The sequence below is a fragment of the Streptomyces sp. ISL-94 genome (genome assembly GCF_018614075.1).
Taxonomy (GTDB): Bacteria; Actinomycetota; Actinomycetes; order Streptomycetales; family Streptomycetaceae; genus Streptomyces.
Genome location: NZ_JAGGOZ010000062.1, coordinates 83,657 through 101,055, shown reverse-complemented (window position 1 = coordinate 101,055; position 17,399 = coordinate 83,657). Strand labels below are relative to the sequence as shown.

Here is a 17,399-nt window from a genome sequence, read left to right as displayed (position 1 = left end):
CCTCACCGATTCCGACCCACTCGGGTCCCGAACCCCGAAGCCCCCGCCCCACATCTCTGCCCCGCCCGACGTGCTTCCGCCCCCTCCCCCTTGCCCAGGCCGACCGCACCCGCTTTAATGAATGAACAGTCATTCATTAAGTGAGGTGCAGGAGCACATGGCCGGACGCCCCCGTGGCATTGACGATGCCGCGATCCTTCAGGCCGCCGTTCGTGTCATGGGGCGCACCGGGCCGGCCCGGCTGACGCTTGCCGCCGTGGCCGGGGAAGTGGGGTTGGTGGCCGGGACGCTTCTGCAGCGGTTCGGGTCCAAGCGCGGGATGCTGGTCGCGCTCGCCGAGCGCAGTGCGCGCGAGGTCGGGGAGCTGCACGCGCGGGTGCGGGCCGAGCGCGCTTCACCGTTGGCCGCGCTGGCGGCCTTGACTGCCGGGGCGTGGAGTGCGGTGGCGACGGCGGAGGAGTTCGCGAACCACTTGGCGTTCCTGTGCACCGACCTCGCGGACCCCGAGCTGCACCGCCTCGCCCTCGCCTCCCAGCAGGCCGAAGGGGCTGCCGTACGCACTTTGCTGGACGAAGCGGTGGCGGCCGGGGAGCTGCGTACGGAGACCGATACCGCCCTGCTGGCCCGGTCGGTCCAGGCGGCCACGATCGGGACCGGGGTGCTGTGGGCCGTGGACCGGAAGGGGACCCTGGCCGAGCGTCGGCTCGCCGCACTCGGCAGCGCCCTGCAACCTCACCTGCATCCGCATCCGCATCCGTAGCCGTACCGGCACCCGCACCCGCACCCGCACCCGCACCGACGAGAGGACACCCCTTGAGCAAGCGCACGTTTCGGACGGCCGTCACCATCGGCGTCAGCCTCGACGGGTTCATCGCCCGTCCCGACGGCGACATCGAGTGGCTGACCTCGCGCGGCGAGGAGGCCGGAGACACCGGATACACGGACTTCATCGCCGGGATCGACACCCTCGCCATGGGTCGCAACACCTACGAGAAGGTGCTGACCTTCGGGTTCTGGCCGTACGAGGGCAAGCGCGTGGTCGTCCTGAGCACCACGCTGGCCACCGACGACGCGCGGATCACCGTCTACCGCTCCCTCGACGAACTGCTGGCCGGGCTGACCGCCGCGGGGGCCAAGAACGTCTACGTGGACGGCGGCCGGATGGTGCAGACCTTCCTGCGGGAGGGCCTGCTGGACGAGTTGACGGTCACCACCGCGCCCGTGCTGATCGGTTCGGGGATCCCGCTCTTCGGTGAGCTCGACGGCCGGGACGTCGAGCTCACGCTCCAGTCGGCCAAGGCGCTCGGCGCGGGGTTCACGCAGGCCACCTACACCCTGTGATCTAGGGGTACGCGGGCGAACTCCACCGCCCACTCCACCGCGGCCACCGGGACGCTGCCCGACTCGGGATCGATGGTGAGGCGGGCGGCCTCCCAGCCCTGGCCGTGTTCGCGGTGGATCGCGAAGCGGCCCTCGTCGGCCGCGCCCGGCGGCGTGTCCAGGAACTCGATGGCCCGGTCGTCGCCGTCCGTGCCGACCGTGGTGATCGCCATGTCACCGACTGCGAATTGCACTGCCTCGCGCTCCTCAGTAGATGCCGTGCAGGACCAGCAGCAGGAGCACCATGAAGACCGCCCCCGCCGCGAGGAGGGCACCGGCCGCCGCCACGACCACTGTCCCGACCTGCTCGGTGCGGCGGCGGTAGTGCGCCGGCTTCCATTCACCCTGGTTCATGCGCCCAGCCTGTCAGCGGGGCCGGGCGGCTGCATGAGTCCGCGTACTCAGGACCCCTACTCAGGACCCGTACGCAGACTCCGGCAGCAGCGGCCGGTGCCGGCGGGCCCGCTCCGTCACCGGGCAAGCTGCCGTCAGGGCCGTGGGCGTCACCGTCGCCCGCGTCCCAGGCCGCCCACGCCGACCGCCCTTCATCCCCAGGGTGACGAGCGCAACACCACCGGATGGCCTCCCTGCCGCCCCTGCCCATTCCGCAGGCCATACCGGCGGGGCGGCACAGGTTTCCAAGGGCATAGCGGGCCGCCACCCTCCCATCGCGCGAAACAGGACATATCCCTCCCCGGTCGACCATCGGAATACCTCTGCGGGCGCGCGCCAGGGCCCGTAAGCTCCCGTCATGCAGGTGATCCAGTCAACGAAACTCGCCAATGTCTGCTACGAGATCCGCGGCCCCGTGCTCGAAGAGGCGATGCGGCTCGAAGCAGCAGGTCATCGCATCCTCAAGCTCAACACCGGCAACCCCGCGGCCTTCGGCTTCGAGTGCCCGCCGGAGATCCTTGAGGACATGCTCCGCAACCTGGGCACGGCGCACGGGTACGGGGACGCGAAGGGGCTGCTCTCCGCGCGCCGCGCGGTCATGCAGCACTACCAGACCAAGGGCATCGACCTGGACGTCGAGGACATCTACCTCGGCAACGGCGTCTCCGAGCTGATCCAGATGTCGATGCAGGCGCTGCTCGACGACGGCGACGAGGTGCTGGTCCCGGCGCCGGACTACCCGCTGTGGACCGCCTCCGTCAGCCTGGCCGGCGGTACCGCCGTGCACTACCGGTGTGACGAGCAGGCCGACTGGATGCCGGACCTCGCCGACATCGAGCGCAAGGTCACCGACCGCACCCGCGCGATCGTGATCATCAACCCGAACAACCCGACCGGCGCCGTCTACGACGACGAGATGCTGCGCGGGCTCACGGACATCGCGCGCCGCCACAACCTGGTCGTCTGCTCCGACGAGATCTACGACCGGATCCTCTACGACGGCACCACGCACACGAACACCGCCGCCATCGCGCCGGACCTGCTCACCCTCACCTTCAACGGGCTGTCCAAGAACTACCGCGTCGCCGGCTACCGGGCCGGCTGGATGGCGGTCTGCGGCCCGAAGAAGCACGCCTCGTCGTACATCGAGGGGCTCACGATCCTGGCCAACATGCGGCTGTGCGCGAACATGCCGTCGCAGCACGCCGTCGCCACCGCGCTGGGCGGCCGGCAGTCGATCACCGACCTCGTGCTTCCGGGCGGGCGGCTGCGGGAGCAGCGCGACACGGCGTACGAGCTGCTGACGCAGATCCCCGGCATCACCTGCGTGAAGCCGAAGGGGGCCCTGTACCTCTTCCCGAAACTCGACCCCTCGGTCTACAAGATCAAGGACGACCGGCAGATGGTCCTCGACCTGCTGCGGGCCGAGAAGATCATGGTCGTGCACGGTACGGGCTTCAACTGGCCCGAGCCCGACCACTTCCGGATCGTGACGCTGCCGAACGCCAAGGATCTGGGCGATGCGGTGACGCGGATCGGGAACTTCCTGGACGGGTACAGCCAGCCGTGACGGTCGGCGCCCCCTGACGAGACGCGCCCCGCGGACGGCCTTCAGGATCGAACTCAACTTTAGAACGGATCCAATGTAGGATGGTCTCCTGACCACGCAGGAGGCCACCTCATGTACGAGCCGATCCGCCCCAAGTCGGTCGTCCACCGTATGGGTGGCAGCCCGACCGAGCACGACTACCCGCAGCGCAGCCGCGGCGAGGCACTGGACATCCAGCTCGCCGGGCACCTCGCGGCCCTGCTCGCCGTGACCGACGAGCTGGGTCTCGGGGGCGAAGAGGGGGCCGCCGCGATCGCCGCCCAGGTCGCGCGGCTGCGGGGGGCCCAGCCGGCCCGGGTGCCGTCGCCGCAGCCGGACGCGGCCCCGGTCGGGAACAGTGCCGGTGCCGCCGCCCTGCACCAGCGTGCGCACGACCTCGCCGCCCGCGCGCTGCTCGTCGCCGCGTCGCGCGCCGACACCACCGTTGCGATCCTCGCCGCCGAGCGGATGGACGCCCACGCCGCCGCCCTCGCGTCCCTGGACTCCCGGGACCTGGCCGGCGCCCACTGACGGCCCCGGTCCGGGGCCGCGGAGGCTCCGGACCGGGTGCCATGTCCCTGCGGGGCTTGGCGGGTTCCGTTCTGCGGTGCGGCGCCGTTGCTGGGGCTTTGCCCCAGGCCCCCTACGGCGCTCCGCGCCCGCGCCTCAAGCGCCGGCGGGGCTGAAAGATCCGGGGCTCCGCCCCGTACCCCGCGCCCCACACGCCGGCGGGGCTGGGTGGCGTGCCTCACGCCGGACCCATGCAGCTCAAAGATCCGGGGCTCCGCCCCCTACCCCCGCGCCCCACACGCCGGCGGGGCTGGCGTGGGTGCCTCTCGCCGGCCTGTGCGGCTCAGTGGCTGGACGGGGCTGGGCCTGCGGCGCGGCGGCTACGGCGTTGTCGTGAAGGTCGCGGCCGCGACTCCGCACCAGGGGGTGGTCGCCGGGGGCCAGACCGGGCCTACCGCCTCCGCGCGTTCCGTTGCGTCCGTGGCCACGCCCGGGAGCTTCACCAGGGACTGGGCCGCGCGGCCGGTCGGGTCCGGTGGGGGCGAGTCGCGGAACTCCACCGTCACGATGTACTCACCCGGGCCCTCGCGGCGGCCCGTCGCCTCCACCGGGGCCACCACGCGCCGGCTCGCCGGATCGATTCGGCAGCCGGTGACCCGTACGTACTCCACCGCCGCCCGCGGCTCCGCCGCGACCGGGCCGCCGCCGCCGGCCCATACGTACAGCGCCAGCGGGGCGAACACCAGCAGTCCGGCCAGCGTCACCAGACCCACCAGCCAGCCCTGCCACTTCAACGCGCTCGTGCTCACGCCCATGGCACGATCCTCCTCGGCCACCGCCCCTCCCACCAGCACCCGCGGGCTCACACAGCATTTCGAAGTGGGACCGCCTGGACACCTGACGTTCATTCAACCCACCGCGGAATGTGGGTTTCCGCGAGCACGCTGCACCCGTGAGACGCAACCTAGGAATCGTCCTGGGCCTCCTCCTGATAGGCGGCGTCATCTTCGTCGCCTTCTTCAAGGGGCAGGAAAACCCAGACAGCACGGCAACGAAGACCGTGCGTGGCGTCATCGGCTCGGAGAAGTCCGAATTCTTCCGCGACCCCGACGTCGTCAAGGCCCTTGCCGCCAGGCGCAGACCCTGCGGTCGGCGTTCGCGCAGATCTACGAGACGCTGGACGCGATCGACACGTTCAAGGTGCAGGCCGCGGAGAGCATGGCCGCCACGGTGGAGTCCCTGACAGGGGAGCTCCAGACGGCTTCGGCGTATCTGGCGCGGACGCGGACGGATGCTGCGGGCGCTCTGGAGGGTGGCCAGTGAGCGGGGTCGAGCAGGGTGGGCGGCGTTGGGGGCCGCTGCGCGGAGCCATTCCCCACCCCGCCCCTTCCCGAAACTGGGGCTCCGCCCCAGATCCCGCGCCTCACACGCCGGCGAGGCCGGGTAGAGGTTGGGCCGGCGCGCTGCTGGCCTTCTGCGTGCTCGCGGCCGCGAGCGGGTGCACCTCCTCCGACGAGTCCGTCGCTCCGAAGCCGGCCGCCTACAAGGAGGGCACCCTGCGGATACTGGCCTCCAGTGAGCTGGCCGATATGCAGCCGGTGCTGGAGCAGGCGAAGAAGGCGACCGGGGTCACCGTGAAGCTCACCTGGTCGGGGACGCTCGACGCCGCCGAGCAGGTCGCGTCCGGGAAGGCCGACGGGGCGTACGACGCGGTCTGGCTCTCCTCCAACGACTATCTGCGGCTGCGCCCCGAGGCCGCCGGGAAGCTCGCCAACGAGACCCCGGTGATGTCCTCGCCCGTCGCCCTCGGTGTGAAGCCGGAGGCGCTGGCCCGGCTCGGATGGACGCCCGGGGACGTGACCTGGTCGGCGGTGCACCAGGCCGTCGCCGGCGGGAAGCTGACGTACGGGATGACCGGCCCGGTGCGCTCCAACTCCGGTTTGTCGGCACTTGTTTCGGTGGCCTCAGGGCTGTCGGGGGCGCAGTCGGCGCTGACCGAAGCCGATGTGCAGAAGGCGCAGCCCCGGCTGAAGGAGTTCTTCGCCGGGCAGAAGCTGACCTCCGGCTCCTCGGGCTGGCTGGCGACCGCGTACGGCAAGCGCGGGGACGTGGACGCGCTCGTCAACTACGAGTCCGTACTGCTGTCCATGAACCGGAACGCGCACACGGACCTGACGGTGATCCGGCCGCGGGACGGCGTGGTCACCGCGCACTACCCGCTGACCCTGCTGGCCTCGGCCCCGGCCGGGGCCCGCGAGTCGGGGCGGGCGCTGACGGAGTACCTGCGCGGGCCCCAGGCGCAGAAGGCGATCACCGAGCAGACCTTCCGCCGGCCGGTGGCCGCCGGGGTGACGCCGGCTTCCGGGCTGGACGCTTCGATGCGGCGCGAGCTGCCCTTCCCGGGCTCGCGGTCGGTCGCCGACGGGCTGCTGGCCTCGTACGAGAACGAGCTGCGCCGGCCCTCGCGGACGGTGTACGTCCTGGACACCTCGGGCTCGATGGCCGACGAGGGCCGCATCGGGCGGCTGAAGACGGCGCTCACCGAGCTGACGGGCACGGGCGGTTCGGGGACCGGGCAGCGGTTCCGGGACCGCGAGGAGGTGACGCTGCTGCCCTTCGGTGACAAGGTGAAGCAGGCGCTGACGCACGTCGTCGAGCCCGGCAATCCGGGGCCGGCCCTGGACGCGATCCGGGGCGACGTGAAGTCGCTGGAGCCGGAGGGGGGTACGGCCGTCTACAGCAGTCTGGAGGCGGCGTACCAGCACCTGGGGCAGGGCAACGCGGACGCGTTCACCTCGATCGTGCTGATGACGGACGGGCAGAACACGGCGGGCGCCGGGGCCAAGCACTTCGACTCCTTCTACGCGGCGCTGCCCGAGGGGCAGAAGCACACCCCGGTCTTCGCGGTGCTGTTCGGCGACTCGGACCGCAAGGAGCTCGCCCACATCACCGAACTGACCGGCGGGCGGCTCTTCGACGCCACCGACGGGAACGGTTCGCTCGACGGAGCCTTCGAGGAGATCCGTGGCTACCAGTAGAACCGCCAGAGCTGCCAGAGCGGCCAGGTCCGCCGCGGCGGGCAAGGTGCTCGGCTACCTGGAGTCGAAGAAGAACCTGGCCGGCTCCGCCTGCGGTGTGGCCGGCCTGGGACTCGGTTTCGCCGGGGTGGGCGGTACGTACTGGCCGGTGGTGGTCGCCGGGCTGTACGGGGCGGGCGCGCTGATCGCCCCGCCGGACGTGGCCGAGAAGCCCGAGCCGCCGGACCTGCGCGAGGAACTCGGCGTACTGCGCGAGGACTTCGCGCGGCTGCGGGAGTACCTCGCCGCGGTGGAGCTGCCGCCGGCGGCGGGCGGCAAGCTGAGCGAGCTGCTGGAGCTGTACGGTGCGCTGCTCGATCCGGGCTGGGTGGCCGAGGTCCTGGCGGGCGACGCGGAGTCGGCGCACGTGCTGTCGCGGGCGATCCGGCGGGACCTGCCGGACTGCGTGGACGCCTACAACCGGGCCCGCTGGTGGAACCGGCTGACGCCGGGGACCGAATCGCCCGAGCGGCATCTGGAGCGTCAGCTGTCGGTGCTGTTCGACGAGGCGGCACGGCTGACGGCGGCCCTGCGCGATGCGGATTCCCGCCGTCAGCAGACGCACACGGCCTATCTGGAGGACCGGGGCAGGTCCTGACCGCCTCCCCGGCGGCGCACGGCGGGCCGGGCGCACGGGGGCACGGGGCGCGGGGCACGGGGCACATGAAGAAACGCCCGGCGGGAAATCCCGCCGGGCGCTCTCACGTGGACCGGCCCGGGTGTTCGTGCACCCGGGCCGGAGTCTCGGTCAGCCCAGGCGCTCGACGAGCGCGTGGTACTGGTCCCACAGCTCCTTGGGAGTGTGGTCGCCGTAGGTGTTCAGGTGCTCGGGGACCAGGGCGGCCTCCTCGCGCCAGACCTCCTTGTCGACGGTGAGGAGGAAGTCCAGGTCCTCGGCCGGGATGTCCAGGCCGTCGGTGTCCAGGGAGTCCACGGTCGGCAGGATCCCGATGGGGGTCTCGACGCCCTCGGCGGTGCCGTCGAGGCGGCCGACGATCCACTTCAGGACGCGGCTGTTCTCGCCGAAGCCGGGCCACACGAACTTGCCCGCGTCGTTCTTGCGGAACCAGTTCACGTAGTAGATCTTCGGGAGCTTGCTCTGGTCCTTGTCGGCCGCGACCTTGACCCAGTGGGCCATGTAGTCGCCCATGTTGTAGCCGCAGAACGGCAGCATGGCGAAGGGGTCGCGGCGCAGCTCGCCGACCTTGCCCTCGGCGGCGGCGGTCTTCTCGGAGGCGATGTTCGAGCCGACGAAGACGCCGTGGTTCCAGTCGAAGGACTCGGTGACCAGCGGCACGGCGGAGGCGCGGCGGCCGCCGAAGAGGATCGCGGAGATCGGGACGCCCTTGGGGTCCTCCCACTCGGGGGCGATCGTCGGGCACTGGGAGGCCGGGACGGCGAAGCGCGCGTTGGGGTGGGCGGCGGGGGTCTCCGAGTCCGGAGTCCAGTCGTTGCCCTTCCAGTCGATGAGGTGCTTCGGCGCCTCTTCGGTCATGCCCTCCCACCACACGTCGCCGTCGTCGGTGAGCGCGACGTTGGTGAAGACGGTGTTCGCGTACATCGTCTTCATGGCGTTGGCGTTGGTGTGCTCGCCGGTGCCGGGGGCGACGCCGAAGAAGCCGGCCTCGGGGTTGATCGCGTACAGGCGGCCGTCCTCGCCGAAGCGCATCCAGGCGATGTCGTCGCCGATGGTCTCGACCGTCCAGCCGGGGATCGTGGGCTCCAGCATGGCGAGGTTGGTCTTGCCGCAGGCGGACGGGAACGCGGCGGCGACGTAACGGGCCTCACCCTGCGGCGGGGTGAGCTTGAGGATCAGCATGTGCTCGGCGAGCCAGCCCTCGTCGCGGGCCATGACGGACGCGATGCGCAGGGCGTAGCACTTCTTGCCGAGCAGGGCGTTGCCGCCGTAGCCCGATCCGTAGGACCAGATCTCGCGGGTCTCGGGGAAGTGCGAGATGTACTTGGTGGTGTTGCACGGCCACGGCACGTCGGCCTGGCCCTCGGCGAGCGGAGCGCCGAGGGTGTGGACGGCCTTGACGAAGAACCCGTCGGTGCCGAGCTCGTCCAGGACGGGCTTGCCCATGCGGGTCATGGTGCGCATGGCGACGGCGACGTAGGCGGAGTCGGTGATCTCGACGCCGATGGCGGAGAGCTCGGAGCCGAGGGGGCCCATGCAGAAGGGGACGACGTACATCGTCCGGCCCTTCATGGAGCCGCGGAAGATACCTTCCTGCCCCGCGAAGTCCCTTCCTTCCCCAGTGAAGACGGCCTTCATCTCGGAAGGAGCCTTCCAGTGGTTCGTGGGGCCCGCGTCCTCTTCCTTCTCGGAGCAGATGAAGGTCCGGTCCTCGACGCGCGCGACGTCGGACGGGTCGGAGGCGGCGTAGTACGAGTTCGGGCGCTTGGCCGGGTCGAGCTTCTTGAAGGTGCCCTTCGCGACGAGCTCCTCGCAGAGGAGCTCGTACTCGGCCTCGGAGCCGTCGCACCAGACGACGCGGTCCGGCTGGGTGAGGGCTGCGATCTCGTCTACCCAGGAGATCAGCTCCTGGTGATTCGTCGGGACGGAAGAGGTGGGAGCCGCGTTGTCGCGCGCCACGATTGCTCCTTGTTGAGGGGTTTGTTTGGTGTATGCCCCGTGGGGGCCGCGACCCGGACGCTTCGCGCTCCGCTCATCCGGTGTCGACCGCACTCATCTGATCATCCGGTGCGTGTGCGCATATGTCCAGAGGGCCTCTCACGTGAGCATCGCCACGTCCGTCAATCTTCCGTAAAGAGGACCAACCGAAACCTACGGACCCGTAGGTAACATGTGGGCCATGACTTCTGACGCCGCCGCCGTGCCGGCCGAGCCGGAGGCCAAGCCGCTGATGCGCGGCTGGCTGCACACCGGGATGTTCCCCGCTGTCGTGGTCGCGGGCCTGGTACTGATGGCCTTCACCGACTCGACCCGGGAGCGCGTGGCCTGCGGGGTCTACATCCTCACGGCGTGCCTGCTCTTCGGCGTCAGCGCGGTCTACCACCGCGGTACTTGGGGCCCGCGCGGCGAGGCCATCCTGCGGCGCCTCGACCACGCCAACATCTTCCTGATCATCGCGGGCACGTACACCCCGCTGACCGTCCTGCTGCTCCCGCCCTCCACCGGGCGGACGCTGCTGTGGGCGGTGTGGATCGCGGCCGCCGCCGGCATCGCCTTCCGCGTCTTCTGGGTCGGCGCCCCGCGCTGGCTCTACACCCCCTGCTACATCGCCATGGGCTGGGCGGCCGTCTTCTTCCTTCCCGACTTCATGCGCACCGGCGGCATCGCCGTCCTGGTCCTGGTGATCGCCGGCGGCCTGCTGTACAGCGTGGGAGGGGTCATCTACGGGATGAAGCGGCCCAACCCCTCCCCGCGCTTCTTCGGCTTCCACGAGGTCTTCCACTCACTGACCCTCGCGGCCTTCGTCGCGCACTACGTCGGCATCTCGCTCGCGGCGTACTCGCACTAGCCAGGGCCTGTCGGGGCCCCTGCTCCTGGCCGCCCTGCCCCGCCTGCCCCGCCCCTCGGGGGCTCAGCAGGCGTAGCCGTCGCGGTCGGGGTCGAGGCGCAGGGGGTCGCTGCCGTTGACCTTCATGCGCTTCGGGTACTGGTGGGAGGCCAGCCAGTCGCAGCGGGCCTTCGTCGTCTCCTTCACCTCCGCCGGGAAGCGGGTCGGCACGCACTGGTTGACCGTGCCGTAGTGGCGGTCGCAGCCCGCCACGCTCGGCGCGACCGGGACCGAGTCCCGCCGGGCCGGGTTCTCCTTGGCGGGACCGAGCTTGTCCGCGAAGGTGTGCTGGTGCGCCGAGGGCTGCTCCTCGGCGGCCGCCAGGGCCGGGGCCCCGCCGACGTGCACCCACTGCGCGATCGACGGGATGCCGTTCGCGTCGACCGCGAAGAGCATGTACCAGCCGGGCGGCGCCAGGTTCGGGTTGCTGGTGAGGTTGAGGTCGATGGTGGTGCCGTTGACGACCGTCATCGGCAGGTCCACGAACCGCTGGTTCGGGTCGGAGGAGTGGGTGACCGCCGCCGGACGGATCAGCTCCGCCTTGGCGACCGGCCGGTTGACGGTGATCCGCTGCGTGTCCCCGTACACCCACTGCGTGTCGATCACCGAAGTGATCTGCGGGCGCGCGCCCTTGAAGAGGTAGGGCGGGGTGTAGACCGACACGTTGTGGTTGTAGGTGCCGTTGCCCGGGTTGTCGCCGACCGACATGACCCGGCCGTCCGGCATCAGGAAGGACGCCGAGTGGTACGTGCGCGGGATCGGGTCGGCGGCCAGGCCCGCCTGGTAGGTGTTGGTCACCGGGTCGAAGAACGAGGCCTCGTAGACCGGGTCGGCCCGGTCGTGCAGCCCGCCGCCGGTCTCCAGCACCTTGCCGTCCGGCAGCAGCACGGCGGACACGTACATCTTGCCCTCGGCCCCGGTCTGCGGCCGCTTCCCCGTACCCGTGTCGGCCAGGCCCTGCGGGAGGTCCGGGCCGGCCGTGTAGGCGGGGCTCGGCTTCTTCAGGTCGATGATGTCGGTGATCCGGTTCGCGGCCGGGTTGGTCTCGTTGTTGCCGCCGCCGATGGTCAGGACCCGCTGGTCCTGCGCCGGGGGCAGCAGCACGCTCGCCGACTCGTCGCGCTCGTCCTTCTTCCGCAGGCCGGGCACGTCGGTGATGGTGTTGGCGCTGTAGTCGTAGATCGAGGATCCGGAGCCGGCGGTGTTGTTGCCGAAGGTGTGGCTGCCCGAGTAGAAGAGCCGCCCGTCCTGCATGAGGATCATCGACGGGTACAGGCCCCAGTAGGACCAGGTCTGGTTGACCTCGTTCATCGGCAGCCACTTGCCCTGCGCCGCCGAGAACTTCTCCGCGGTGACATTGCCCGTGGAGTCCTCCTTCAGGCCGCCGAAGGAGATCACGTCCCCGTTGCCGAGGATCGTCGCCGACGGGTACCAGTGCCCGCCGTTCATGTCGTTGGCCTTCGTGTACGTCTCGGTGGCCGGGTCGAAGATGTACGAGTCCTTCAGCCCCTGGTAGCCGATCTTGCCGTCGGCGGACGGATAGCCCTTGTTGCCGCTCATCACCAGCACCCGGCCGTCCGCCAGCTGCACGTGGCCCGAGCAGAACATGTCCACCGGCGTCGGGACCGTCTTGAAGGACCCGTTCGCCGGGTCGTAGACGGCCGAGGTGAAGGTGCCCGCGTTGAACTGGGCGATGTCGTTGCCCGAGCCCGCGATCAGCAGCACCTTGCCTCCCCCGGAGCCTCCGGCCTGGGAGGTACCCCCCTTCAGGACGACGGCGTGCATCGAACGCACCGGGTTCTTGGCGGGGATCACCTCCCACCTGCCGTTGGCGCACTCGTCGGCCGTACCCGAGCAGGCCGGCTGGGGCGGCGCCGCCCCGACCTCCTCCAGCGCGTAGTCGTCGGTGGTGAGCGTGCCCACCCCGTAGACCGACAGCCCCCACGCGATCTTGTCGGTGTTGGGCGGGACGGCCGGCGTACGGACCTCCGTGCGCGCCCATCCGGCGCTGACCGGGGGATTCTGCAGGTCGGTCCAGTACTGCCAGGTCCCGGTCGTGGCTTCGCGCCGGAACACCGTCACCGAGACGTCCGGGGTGTTCGACTTGTACCAGGCGGAGAGGTCGTACTGCCTGCCCGGTGTGACGGCCGGGGCGCAGGTGGAGTTCTCGGTGACCAGGGCCTTGCGGTCGCCCTCCACGCGGCGGGTGAGCGAGACCTGCATCGCCTTGGTCCCGCCGTGCGCGTCGGCGACGGTGGTGAAGGTGAAGTCGTTGTCGCCCCAGCCCGATGTGGACCAGCAGGACGGCATGTCGGCGCCGGGCGCGCCGGCGGTCTCGAAACCGGGATTGGCGAGCAGATTGGGCGCTCCGGCCGTGGCCTGCTGCGGTGTGGTGAGCAGCAGGCCCGCGGTCATCGCCCCGACGGCCAGCAGGGCGGCTCGCCGCCCGGCCCTCCGCCGGATCTTCAGACGCATCGAAAGGTTCCCTTCTGTGCGGCTCAACTCTTGGCGTGGCGCCCGGCCTTGAAGGCCTTGCGCGCCTTGCGTGGCAGGTAGACGAGCGCCTCGGTGGCCGCGAACCGCAGGACGAAGGTGGTGACCAGCGCGAGCGCGGTGGCGGGCAGCACCGCCATGCCGAGTGTGGCGACGAACACCGCGATGAGCGGGATCCGCAGCAGCAGGTCGGCATTGGCGAGCAGCGCGAAACGCCCGGCCCGGTCCGCCCCGTGCCGGTGCCGGCGCCGGTCGCGGAAGAGCAGGGCCTCGATGAGGAGGAAGTTCCACAGCACCCCGGCCTGGTTGGCGACGATCTCCGCGGGCAGGTAGTGCATCCCTGCGTGCGTGAGCAGCCAGAGCGCGGCCAGGTTCGGCACGAAGCCGGAGAGCCCGATCAGGCCGAAGCCGATCATCCGGGCCGGCCGGGTCGCGGAGCGCAGCGCGGCCAGGTGGGCCAGGAAGCGCATGCCCTCGCGGGCGGTGGACTTGGACGCGCCGGAGTAGCGGTCCTGGAAGACGAACGGGATCTCCGCCACCTCGGCCGGGCGGCAGCGCACCGCCAGCTCCAGCAGGATCTTGTAGCCGAGGGGCCTGAGGGCTTCCGCGGTGACCGCCGAGCGGCGCATGGCGAAGAAGCCGCTCATCGGGTCGCTGATCCCGCGCAGCGCACGCGGGAAGAGTCCCTTGGTCAGCCAGGTCGCACCGCGCGAGACGGCGATCCGGTAGCTCCCGGCGAGCCCGGCCCGGCTGCCGCCGCTGATGTAGCGGGAGGCGACGACGAGGTCGGCGCCGGTGCGCTCGCCCTCACCGACGAGCTCGGGCACCAGGTGGGGCGGGTGCTGGAGGTCGGCGTCCATGACGACGATCCAGTCGGTGTCCGCCCTCTTCACCCCTTCGACGACCGCCCCGCCGAGGCCGCCTTCGGCCACCTCCCGGTGCAGGACCGCCACCGGGAAGGGGTGGTCCGCGGCCGCCTTCTGGATGACGGCCGGGGTGTCGTCCGTGGAGTCGTCCACGAACAGCACCGCGCAGGGCAGGTGGTCGGGGAGCGCGTCACCGAGCCTGCGCAGCAACTCGCGGATGTTCCCCGCCTCGTTGAAGGTCGGGATGATGAGGGTGACCGTGCCGGCCAGAGACTGCGGAGCGGTCAGTTCCGTATCGATCGGGGCATGGGGGGACCACAGGTCCTCGCTCATGGCGGTTCAGCTCCCATTCTCGCGGTCGGTCCGGCGTATCTCGATGCGGTCCTCGCCCGAGCCGAAGACGGCCACCACCGTCGAATGCTCCAGTGCGGCCTTCACGTTCGGCAGGTCCGCCGCGTCGCGGCGCACCGTGGGCGAGGAGACCACGTAGTCGATGTCCCGCCAGCCGCCCGGCAGGGTCTTGGTGACGGCGGGGTCGAGATCGGCCTTGTAGAACCAGATGACACCGAGCCCGGGCTCGAAGCCGCGGTGGACGGCGTCCAGCCACAGCGCGTCGTCGAGCAGGACGCGGGTCTTCGCCGGCTCGGCCACCTCGCTGCCGAGCCAGGCCGCGGCCTGCCGGTACGGGGCGTTCGCGTCGGCCGTGAGCGCGGTGCGGTTGCCGTCGTACCAGCGCGGCAGGACGTACACCGCGGCGGACGCGGCGAGTACGACGACCAGGGCCCGGCGCGCCCACACCAGCTGCCTGCGCTCCCCGGCCGAACGGCGGCGGCGCAGCAGGGCGTGCGTGATCCCGGCCGCGCCGCCCGCGAGGACCAGGGCCAGGAACGGCAGCGCCTGGATCACGTACATCGCCGGGAGGTAGCCGGAGGGCCGCATGGCGACGAGGCCCAGGATCACGGCGGCCAGTGCGGGCCCGGCGAGCGCGCGGGCGGTGACCGACACGGGGGTCCCCCCTGCTCGAGCGAAGCCGAGAGCTTGGGGGAGCATGGTGGCCGTCAGCAGGACGGCGCAGGCCAGGCCGCCGAGCGGCAGGACCGTGTCGTAGTAGAGCCAGGACCGCAAGACTCCGTTCGAGCCGGAGCCGGGGGTGAGGATGAAGCCGGAGCCCGGGCGGCTCATCTGGTAGGTGATGCCGTCGACGAGCGAGACGTGGCCGGCGCCGGGCACCAGCTCGCTGTTGAGCAGGGCGAACAGCGGGTACGTCAGCCCGATCAGCACGCAGGCGGTGATGGCTCCGGTGACGGCGAACTTGCGGGTGTCGCGGTGGCTGTGGCGCCACATCGTCACCAGCAGCGCCGGGAGCACCACCAGCATCGTCTCCTTGGTCAGGACGGCGGTGGCGGCCGCCAGTCCGGATGCGAAGTGGTGCCACAGGTGGCGGCTGGGCGACGCGGCGAGGCAGAAGGCCAGCAGCATCCACATCACGGCGAGGTTGTCGAGGAAGATCTCGCGCTGGAGCACGACGGAGAGCGGGGACAGCCCGAAGAGGGCCATCGCGAGGCCGGCGGCCCAGCGCGGCAGCCACAGCCGGCGCGCGAGGACGTACATCAGGACGGAGCTGGCGGCGGACACCGCGAGCATCGAGAACCGCATCGGCGCGACGGTCATCCAGTCGGGCACGAAGAGGGACGGCAGGTAGGTCAGGCCCGCGATCTGGATCCAGCCGAGCGGCGGGTGGTCGTACCAGTACGTGTAGTGGGCGAGGCCGTCGCCCTGCTGGACCGCCCACGCCTGGCCGAGGTAGGTGCCCTCGTCATCGCTGAGGGTGGGGAAGTGGGTGATGTTCCACCCCTGGACGAGGACGATCACGAGCAGCAGGGCCCCGCACAGGAGCAGGTCCGGGCGGGAGCTGCGGAAGCGCACGAGCGGTCGGGCGGGCGCGGGCGGCCGGACGCCGAGTCCGCCGCTGCCGGTGCCGCTGCCGCTGCGCTGGGCGGGGACGCGCGGCTCGGTGGCGGTGGCGGTGGCGGTCGGGGACGTGGGATCAGTGGCCGTGGGCAGGGTGGCGGTCACTGCTGGATGTCCTCTCGGATCGCGGTGGCGGAAGCGGAGGCAGAGGTGGTCGCCCTCGCAGTCGCGGCGGCGGCGGCGGTGGCCGGGGCAGCGGTCGCGGTCGCGGTGACGGCCGGGGCTCCAGTCGCGGTGACGGCCGGGGCTCCAGTCGTGGTGACGGCCGGGGCTGCGGTGGCGGTCGGGGCCGGCGTCAGGTGGGCGCCGGTGTGGCTGGTCAGTTCCCACTCGCCCTGGCCGCGCTGCTCGCGCCAGACCGCGCGGATCGCGGCGCCCGCGAGCAACACCTGGTAGAACGGGCCGCCGACCACGAGCTTCACGTAGTGCACGAAGCGGACGCGCAGCCCGTACTGGCGGCCGAAGTCGTGCAGGCCGACGATCTCGAAGACGAAGGTCACCCTCGCCGTCAGCATCGGGAGGAAGGTGATGATCGCGATGCCGACCGGGACGTCGAGGAAGACCGCGACGGCGCAGTTGATCGGGATGATCACCCCGGAGGCGGCCTGCAGGAACGGGGTCATCAGCGTGTAGCGGGCCAGCCAGCGCTGCCCGCGGCCGGGCAGCTGCTGCCAGTCCTTCTTCCGGTAGACCTGGAGGAAGCCCTGGTTCCAGCGGGTCCGCTGCTTGAGCAGGCTCATGAGCGAGCCCGGCGTCTCCTCGCGGGTCACCATGTCGGAGTCGTAGGCGACGACCACCTTCTTGCCGACCGACGAGAGCCGCACCCCCAGGTCGCAGTCCTCGGCGAGGCAGTCCTGGTCCCAGCCGCCCGCCTCGCGCAGCACCTCCGTGCGCACGAAGACGGTGTTGCCGCCGAGCGGGATGAAGCCCTTCTCGGCGTGCAGGTGCAGCCGGGAGCGGAACCAGAAGAAGTACTCCAGGCAGTTGCGCAGGCTGTACCAGCTGGAGTGGAAGTTGATGAGCTGGACGCCGCCCTGGACCACGTCGGCGCCGGTGGAGCGGAAGGCGTGGTCGACGTGGGCGAGGAGCTCGGGGTGGACCTGGTCCTCGGCGTCGAAGACCCCGACGATGTCGCCCCGGCAGTGCGGGAGGGCGGTGTTGAGGGCCTTCGGCTTGTTCTTGGTCCCGTGGTGGTCGACGACGACGCGTACGAGTCCCGGCGCCCGTTCGGCGGCCCGTGCGGCCGAACGCTCGGCGACGGCGGCGGTCCCGGGGTCGTCGTGCCCGACGATCACGATGATCTCGTAGTCGTGGTGGCTCGACTCCAGCAGCCGGTCGATGGTGTGCTCCAGGACCGCCTGTTCGTGGCGGGCCGGCAGCAGCAGGGAGAAGGCCAGCCGGCCGCCCCCGTCGGGACGGTCGAACCGGGTGGACGCGAGCGTCTCGGGCGTCCGCCACGCGTGCATCTGCCACCAGAGCGTGAAGGCGGCGATCCCGAAGAGCGCGAGCGAAATCACGGAAATAAACACAGAAGTGTACAAACTGTCCCCCACAGACGTGCCGCAACCCCAAGCGGCGGACCGTGAAACCCCCCGGA

At 71.0% G+C, this 17,399-nt stretch carries 15 protein-coding genes and 2 pseudogenes; 9 read left to right on the top strand and 8 right to left on the bottom strand.

The window, feature by feature from the left end:
• The first annotated feature begins 157 nt into the window (after positions 1–157).
• The gene (locus tag J7E94_RS19830) at positions 158–760 is read left to right on the top strand and encodes a TetR/AcrR family transcriptional regulator (protein WP_215017217.1); all 603 of its coding nucleotides are present in this window, start codon (positions 158–160) and stop codon (positions 758–760) included.
• A gap of 53 nt (positions 761–813) precedes the next feature.
• Entirely contained in the window at positions 814–1,341 is a 528-nt protein-coding gene (locus tag J7E94_RS19825; protein WP_215017215.1) for a dihydrofolate reductase family protein, read from the top strand.
• On the opposite strand, the gene J7E94_RS19820 is transcribed toward J7E94_RS19825, so the two are convergent.
• Positions 1,329–1,574 carry a hypothetical protein gene (locus J7E94_RS19820; RefSeq protein WP_215017213.1) on the bottom strand — a complete coding sequence of 82 codons (246 nt, stop codon included), beginning with the start codon at positions 1,572–1,574 and terminating at the stop codon, positions 1,329–1,331. The two genes, J7E94_RS19825 and J7E94_RS19820, sit on opposite strands and share 13 nt — an antisense overlap.
• Positions 1,575–1,587: 13 nt before the next feature.
• On the bottom strand, positions 1,588–1,734 hold the full coding sequence (locus J7E94_RS19815; protein ID WP_215017211.1) for a hypothetical protein: 147 nt from the start codon (positions 1,732–1,734) through the stop codon (positions 1,588–1,590).
• Between the two features lie 397 nt (positions 1,735–2,131).
• On the opposite strand from J7E94_RS19815, the gene J7E94_RS19810 reads away from it, so the two are divergent.
• Both J7E94_RS19810 and J7E94_RS19805 read left to right on the top strand, forming a co-directional pair.
• Positions 2,132–3,343 (top strand): pyridoxal phosphate-dependent aminotransferase, encoded by a 1,212-nt coding sequence (locus tag J7E94_RS19810; RefSeq protein WP_215017209.1) that lies wholly within the window; start codon positions 2,132–2,134, stop codon positions 3,341–3,343.
• 111 nt (positions 3,344–3,454) lie between these two features.
• Positions 3,455–3,892, top strand: a complete 438-nt coding sequence (locus tag J7E94_RS19805) for a hypothetical protein (RefSeq protein ID WP_215017208.1) — start codon at positions 3,455–3,457, stop codon at positions 3,890–3,892.
• 359 nt (positions 3,893–4,251) lie between these two features.
• On the opposite strand, the gene J7E94_RS19800 is transcribed toward J7E94_RS19805, so the two are convergent.
• Positions 4,252–4,686, bottom strand: coding sequence for a hypothetical protein (locus J7E94_RS19800; RefSeq protein WP_215017206.1), 435 nt, complete (start codon positions 4,684–4,686; stop codon positions 4,252–4,254).
• A 110-nt stretch (positions 4,687–4,796) separates the two neighbouring features.
• Between J7E94_RS19800 and J7E94_RS35760 the strand changes: the two are divergent.
• The 4 genes and pseudogenes from J7E94_RS35760 to J7E94_RS19790 form a co-directional block, all read left to right on the top strand.
• Positions 4,797–5,006 (top strand): annotated as a pseudogene (locus J7E94_RS35760) (hypothetical protein); the annotation flags it as partial.
• Positions 4,994–5,194 (top strand): annotated as a pseudogene (locus tag J7E94_RS34730) (toxic anion resistance protein); the annotation flags it as partial. The pseudogenes J7E94_RS35760 and J7E94_RS34730, both read left to right, overlap by 13 nt.
• 155 nt (positions 5,195–5,349) lie before the next feature.
• A complete protein-coding gene (locus J7E94_RS19795) occupies positions 5,350–6,909 on the top strand; it encodes a VWA domain-containing protein (RefSeq protein WP_308345350.1) in 1,560 nt (519 codons plus the stop codon).
• Positions 6,896–7,546: a hypothetical protein gene (locus J7E94_RS19790; RefSeq protein ID WP_308345348.1), complete on the top strand. Its 651-nt coding sequence runs from the start codon at positions 6,896–6,898 to the stop codon at positions 7,544–7,546. The genes J7E94_RS19795 and J7E94_RS19790 overlap by 14 nt, the downstream gene beginning before the upstream one ends.
• Before the next feature lie 150 nt (positions 7,547–7,696).
• Here the strand turns inward: J7E94_RS19790 and J7E94_RS19785 are convergent, their stop codons facing one another.
• A complete protein-coding gene (locus tag J7E94_RS19785; RefSeq protein ID WP_215017204.1) occupies positions 7,697–9,544 on the bottom strand; it encodes a phosphoenolpyruvate carboxykinase (GTP) in 1,848 nt (615 codons plus the stop codon).
• A 220-nt stretch (positions 9,545–9,764) separates the two neighbouring features.
• On the opposite strand from J7E94_RS19785, the gene J7E94_RS19780 reads away from it, so the two are divergent.
• Complete coding sequence (locus tag J7E94_RS19780) at positions 9,765–10,433, top strand: hemolysin III family protein (protein WP_215017202.1); 669 nt, start codon at positions 9,765–9,767, stop codon at positions 10,431–10,433.
• Positions 10,434–10,496: 63 nt separating this feature from the next.
• Here J7E94_RS19780 and J7E94_RS19775 read toward each other — a convergent pair whose 3' ends face one another.
• From J7E94_RS19775 to J7E94_RS19760, 4 genes are read right to left on the bottom strand one after another with little or no spacing between them, the layout of a single operon-like run.
• Positions 10,497–12,947, bottom strand: a complete 2,451-nt coding sequence (locus J7E94_RS19775) for a galactose oxidase-like domain-containing protein (RefSeq protein ID WP_215017200.1) — start codon at positions 12,945–12,947, stop codon at positions 10,497–10,499.
• A gap of 23 nt (positions 12,948–12,970) precedes the next feature.
• On the bottom strand, positions 12,971–14,164 hold the full coding sequence (locus J7E94_RS19770) for a glycosyltransferase family 2 protein (protein WP_215017198.1): 1,194 nt from the start codon (positions 14,162–14,164) through the stop codon (positions 12,971–12,973).
• Positions 14,165–14,170: 6 nt separating this feature from the next.
• Positions 14,171–15,907, bottom strand: a complete 1,737-nt coding sequence (locus J7E94_RS19765; RefSeq protein ID WP_374224468.1) for an ArnT family glycosyltransferase — start codon at positions 15,905–15,907, stop codon at positions 14,171–14,173.
• Positions 15,904–17,343, bottom strand: a complete 1,440-nt coding sequence (locus J7E94_RS19760; protein ID WP_251056908.1) for a glycosyltransferase — start codon at positions 17,341–17,343, stop codon at positions 15,904–15,906. Before J7E94_RS19760 ends, J7E94_RS19765 begins: the two co-directional genes overlap by 4 nt.
• Positions 17,344–17,399 lie beyond the last annotated feature (56 nt).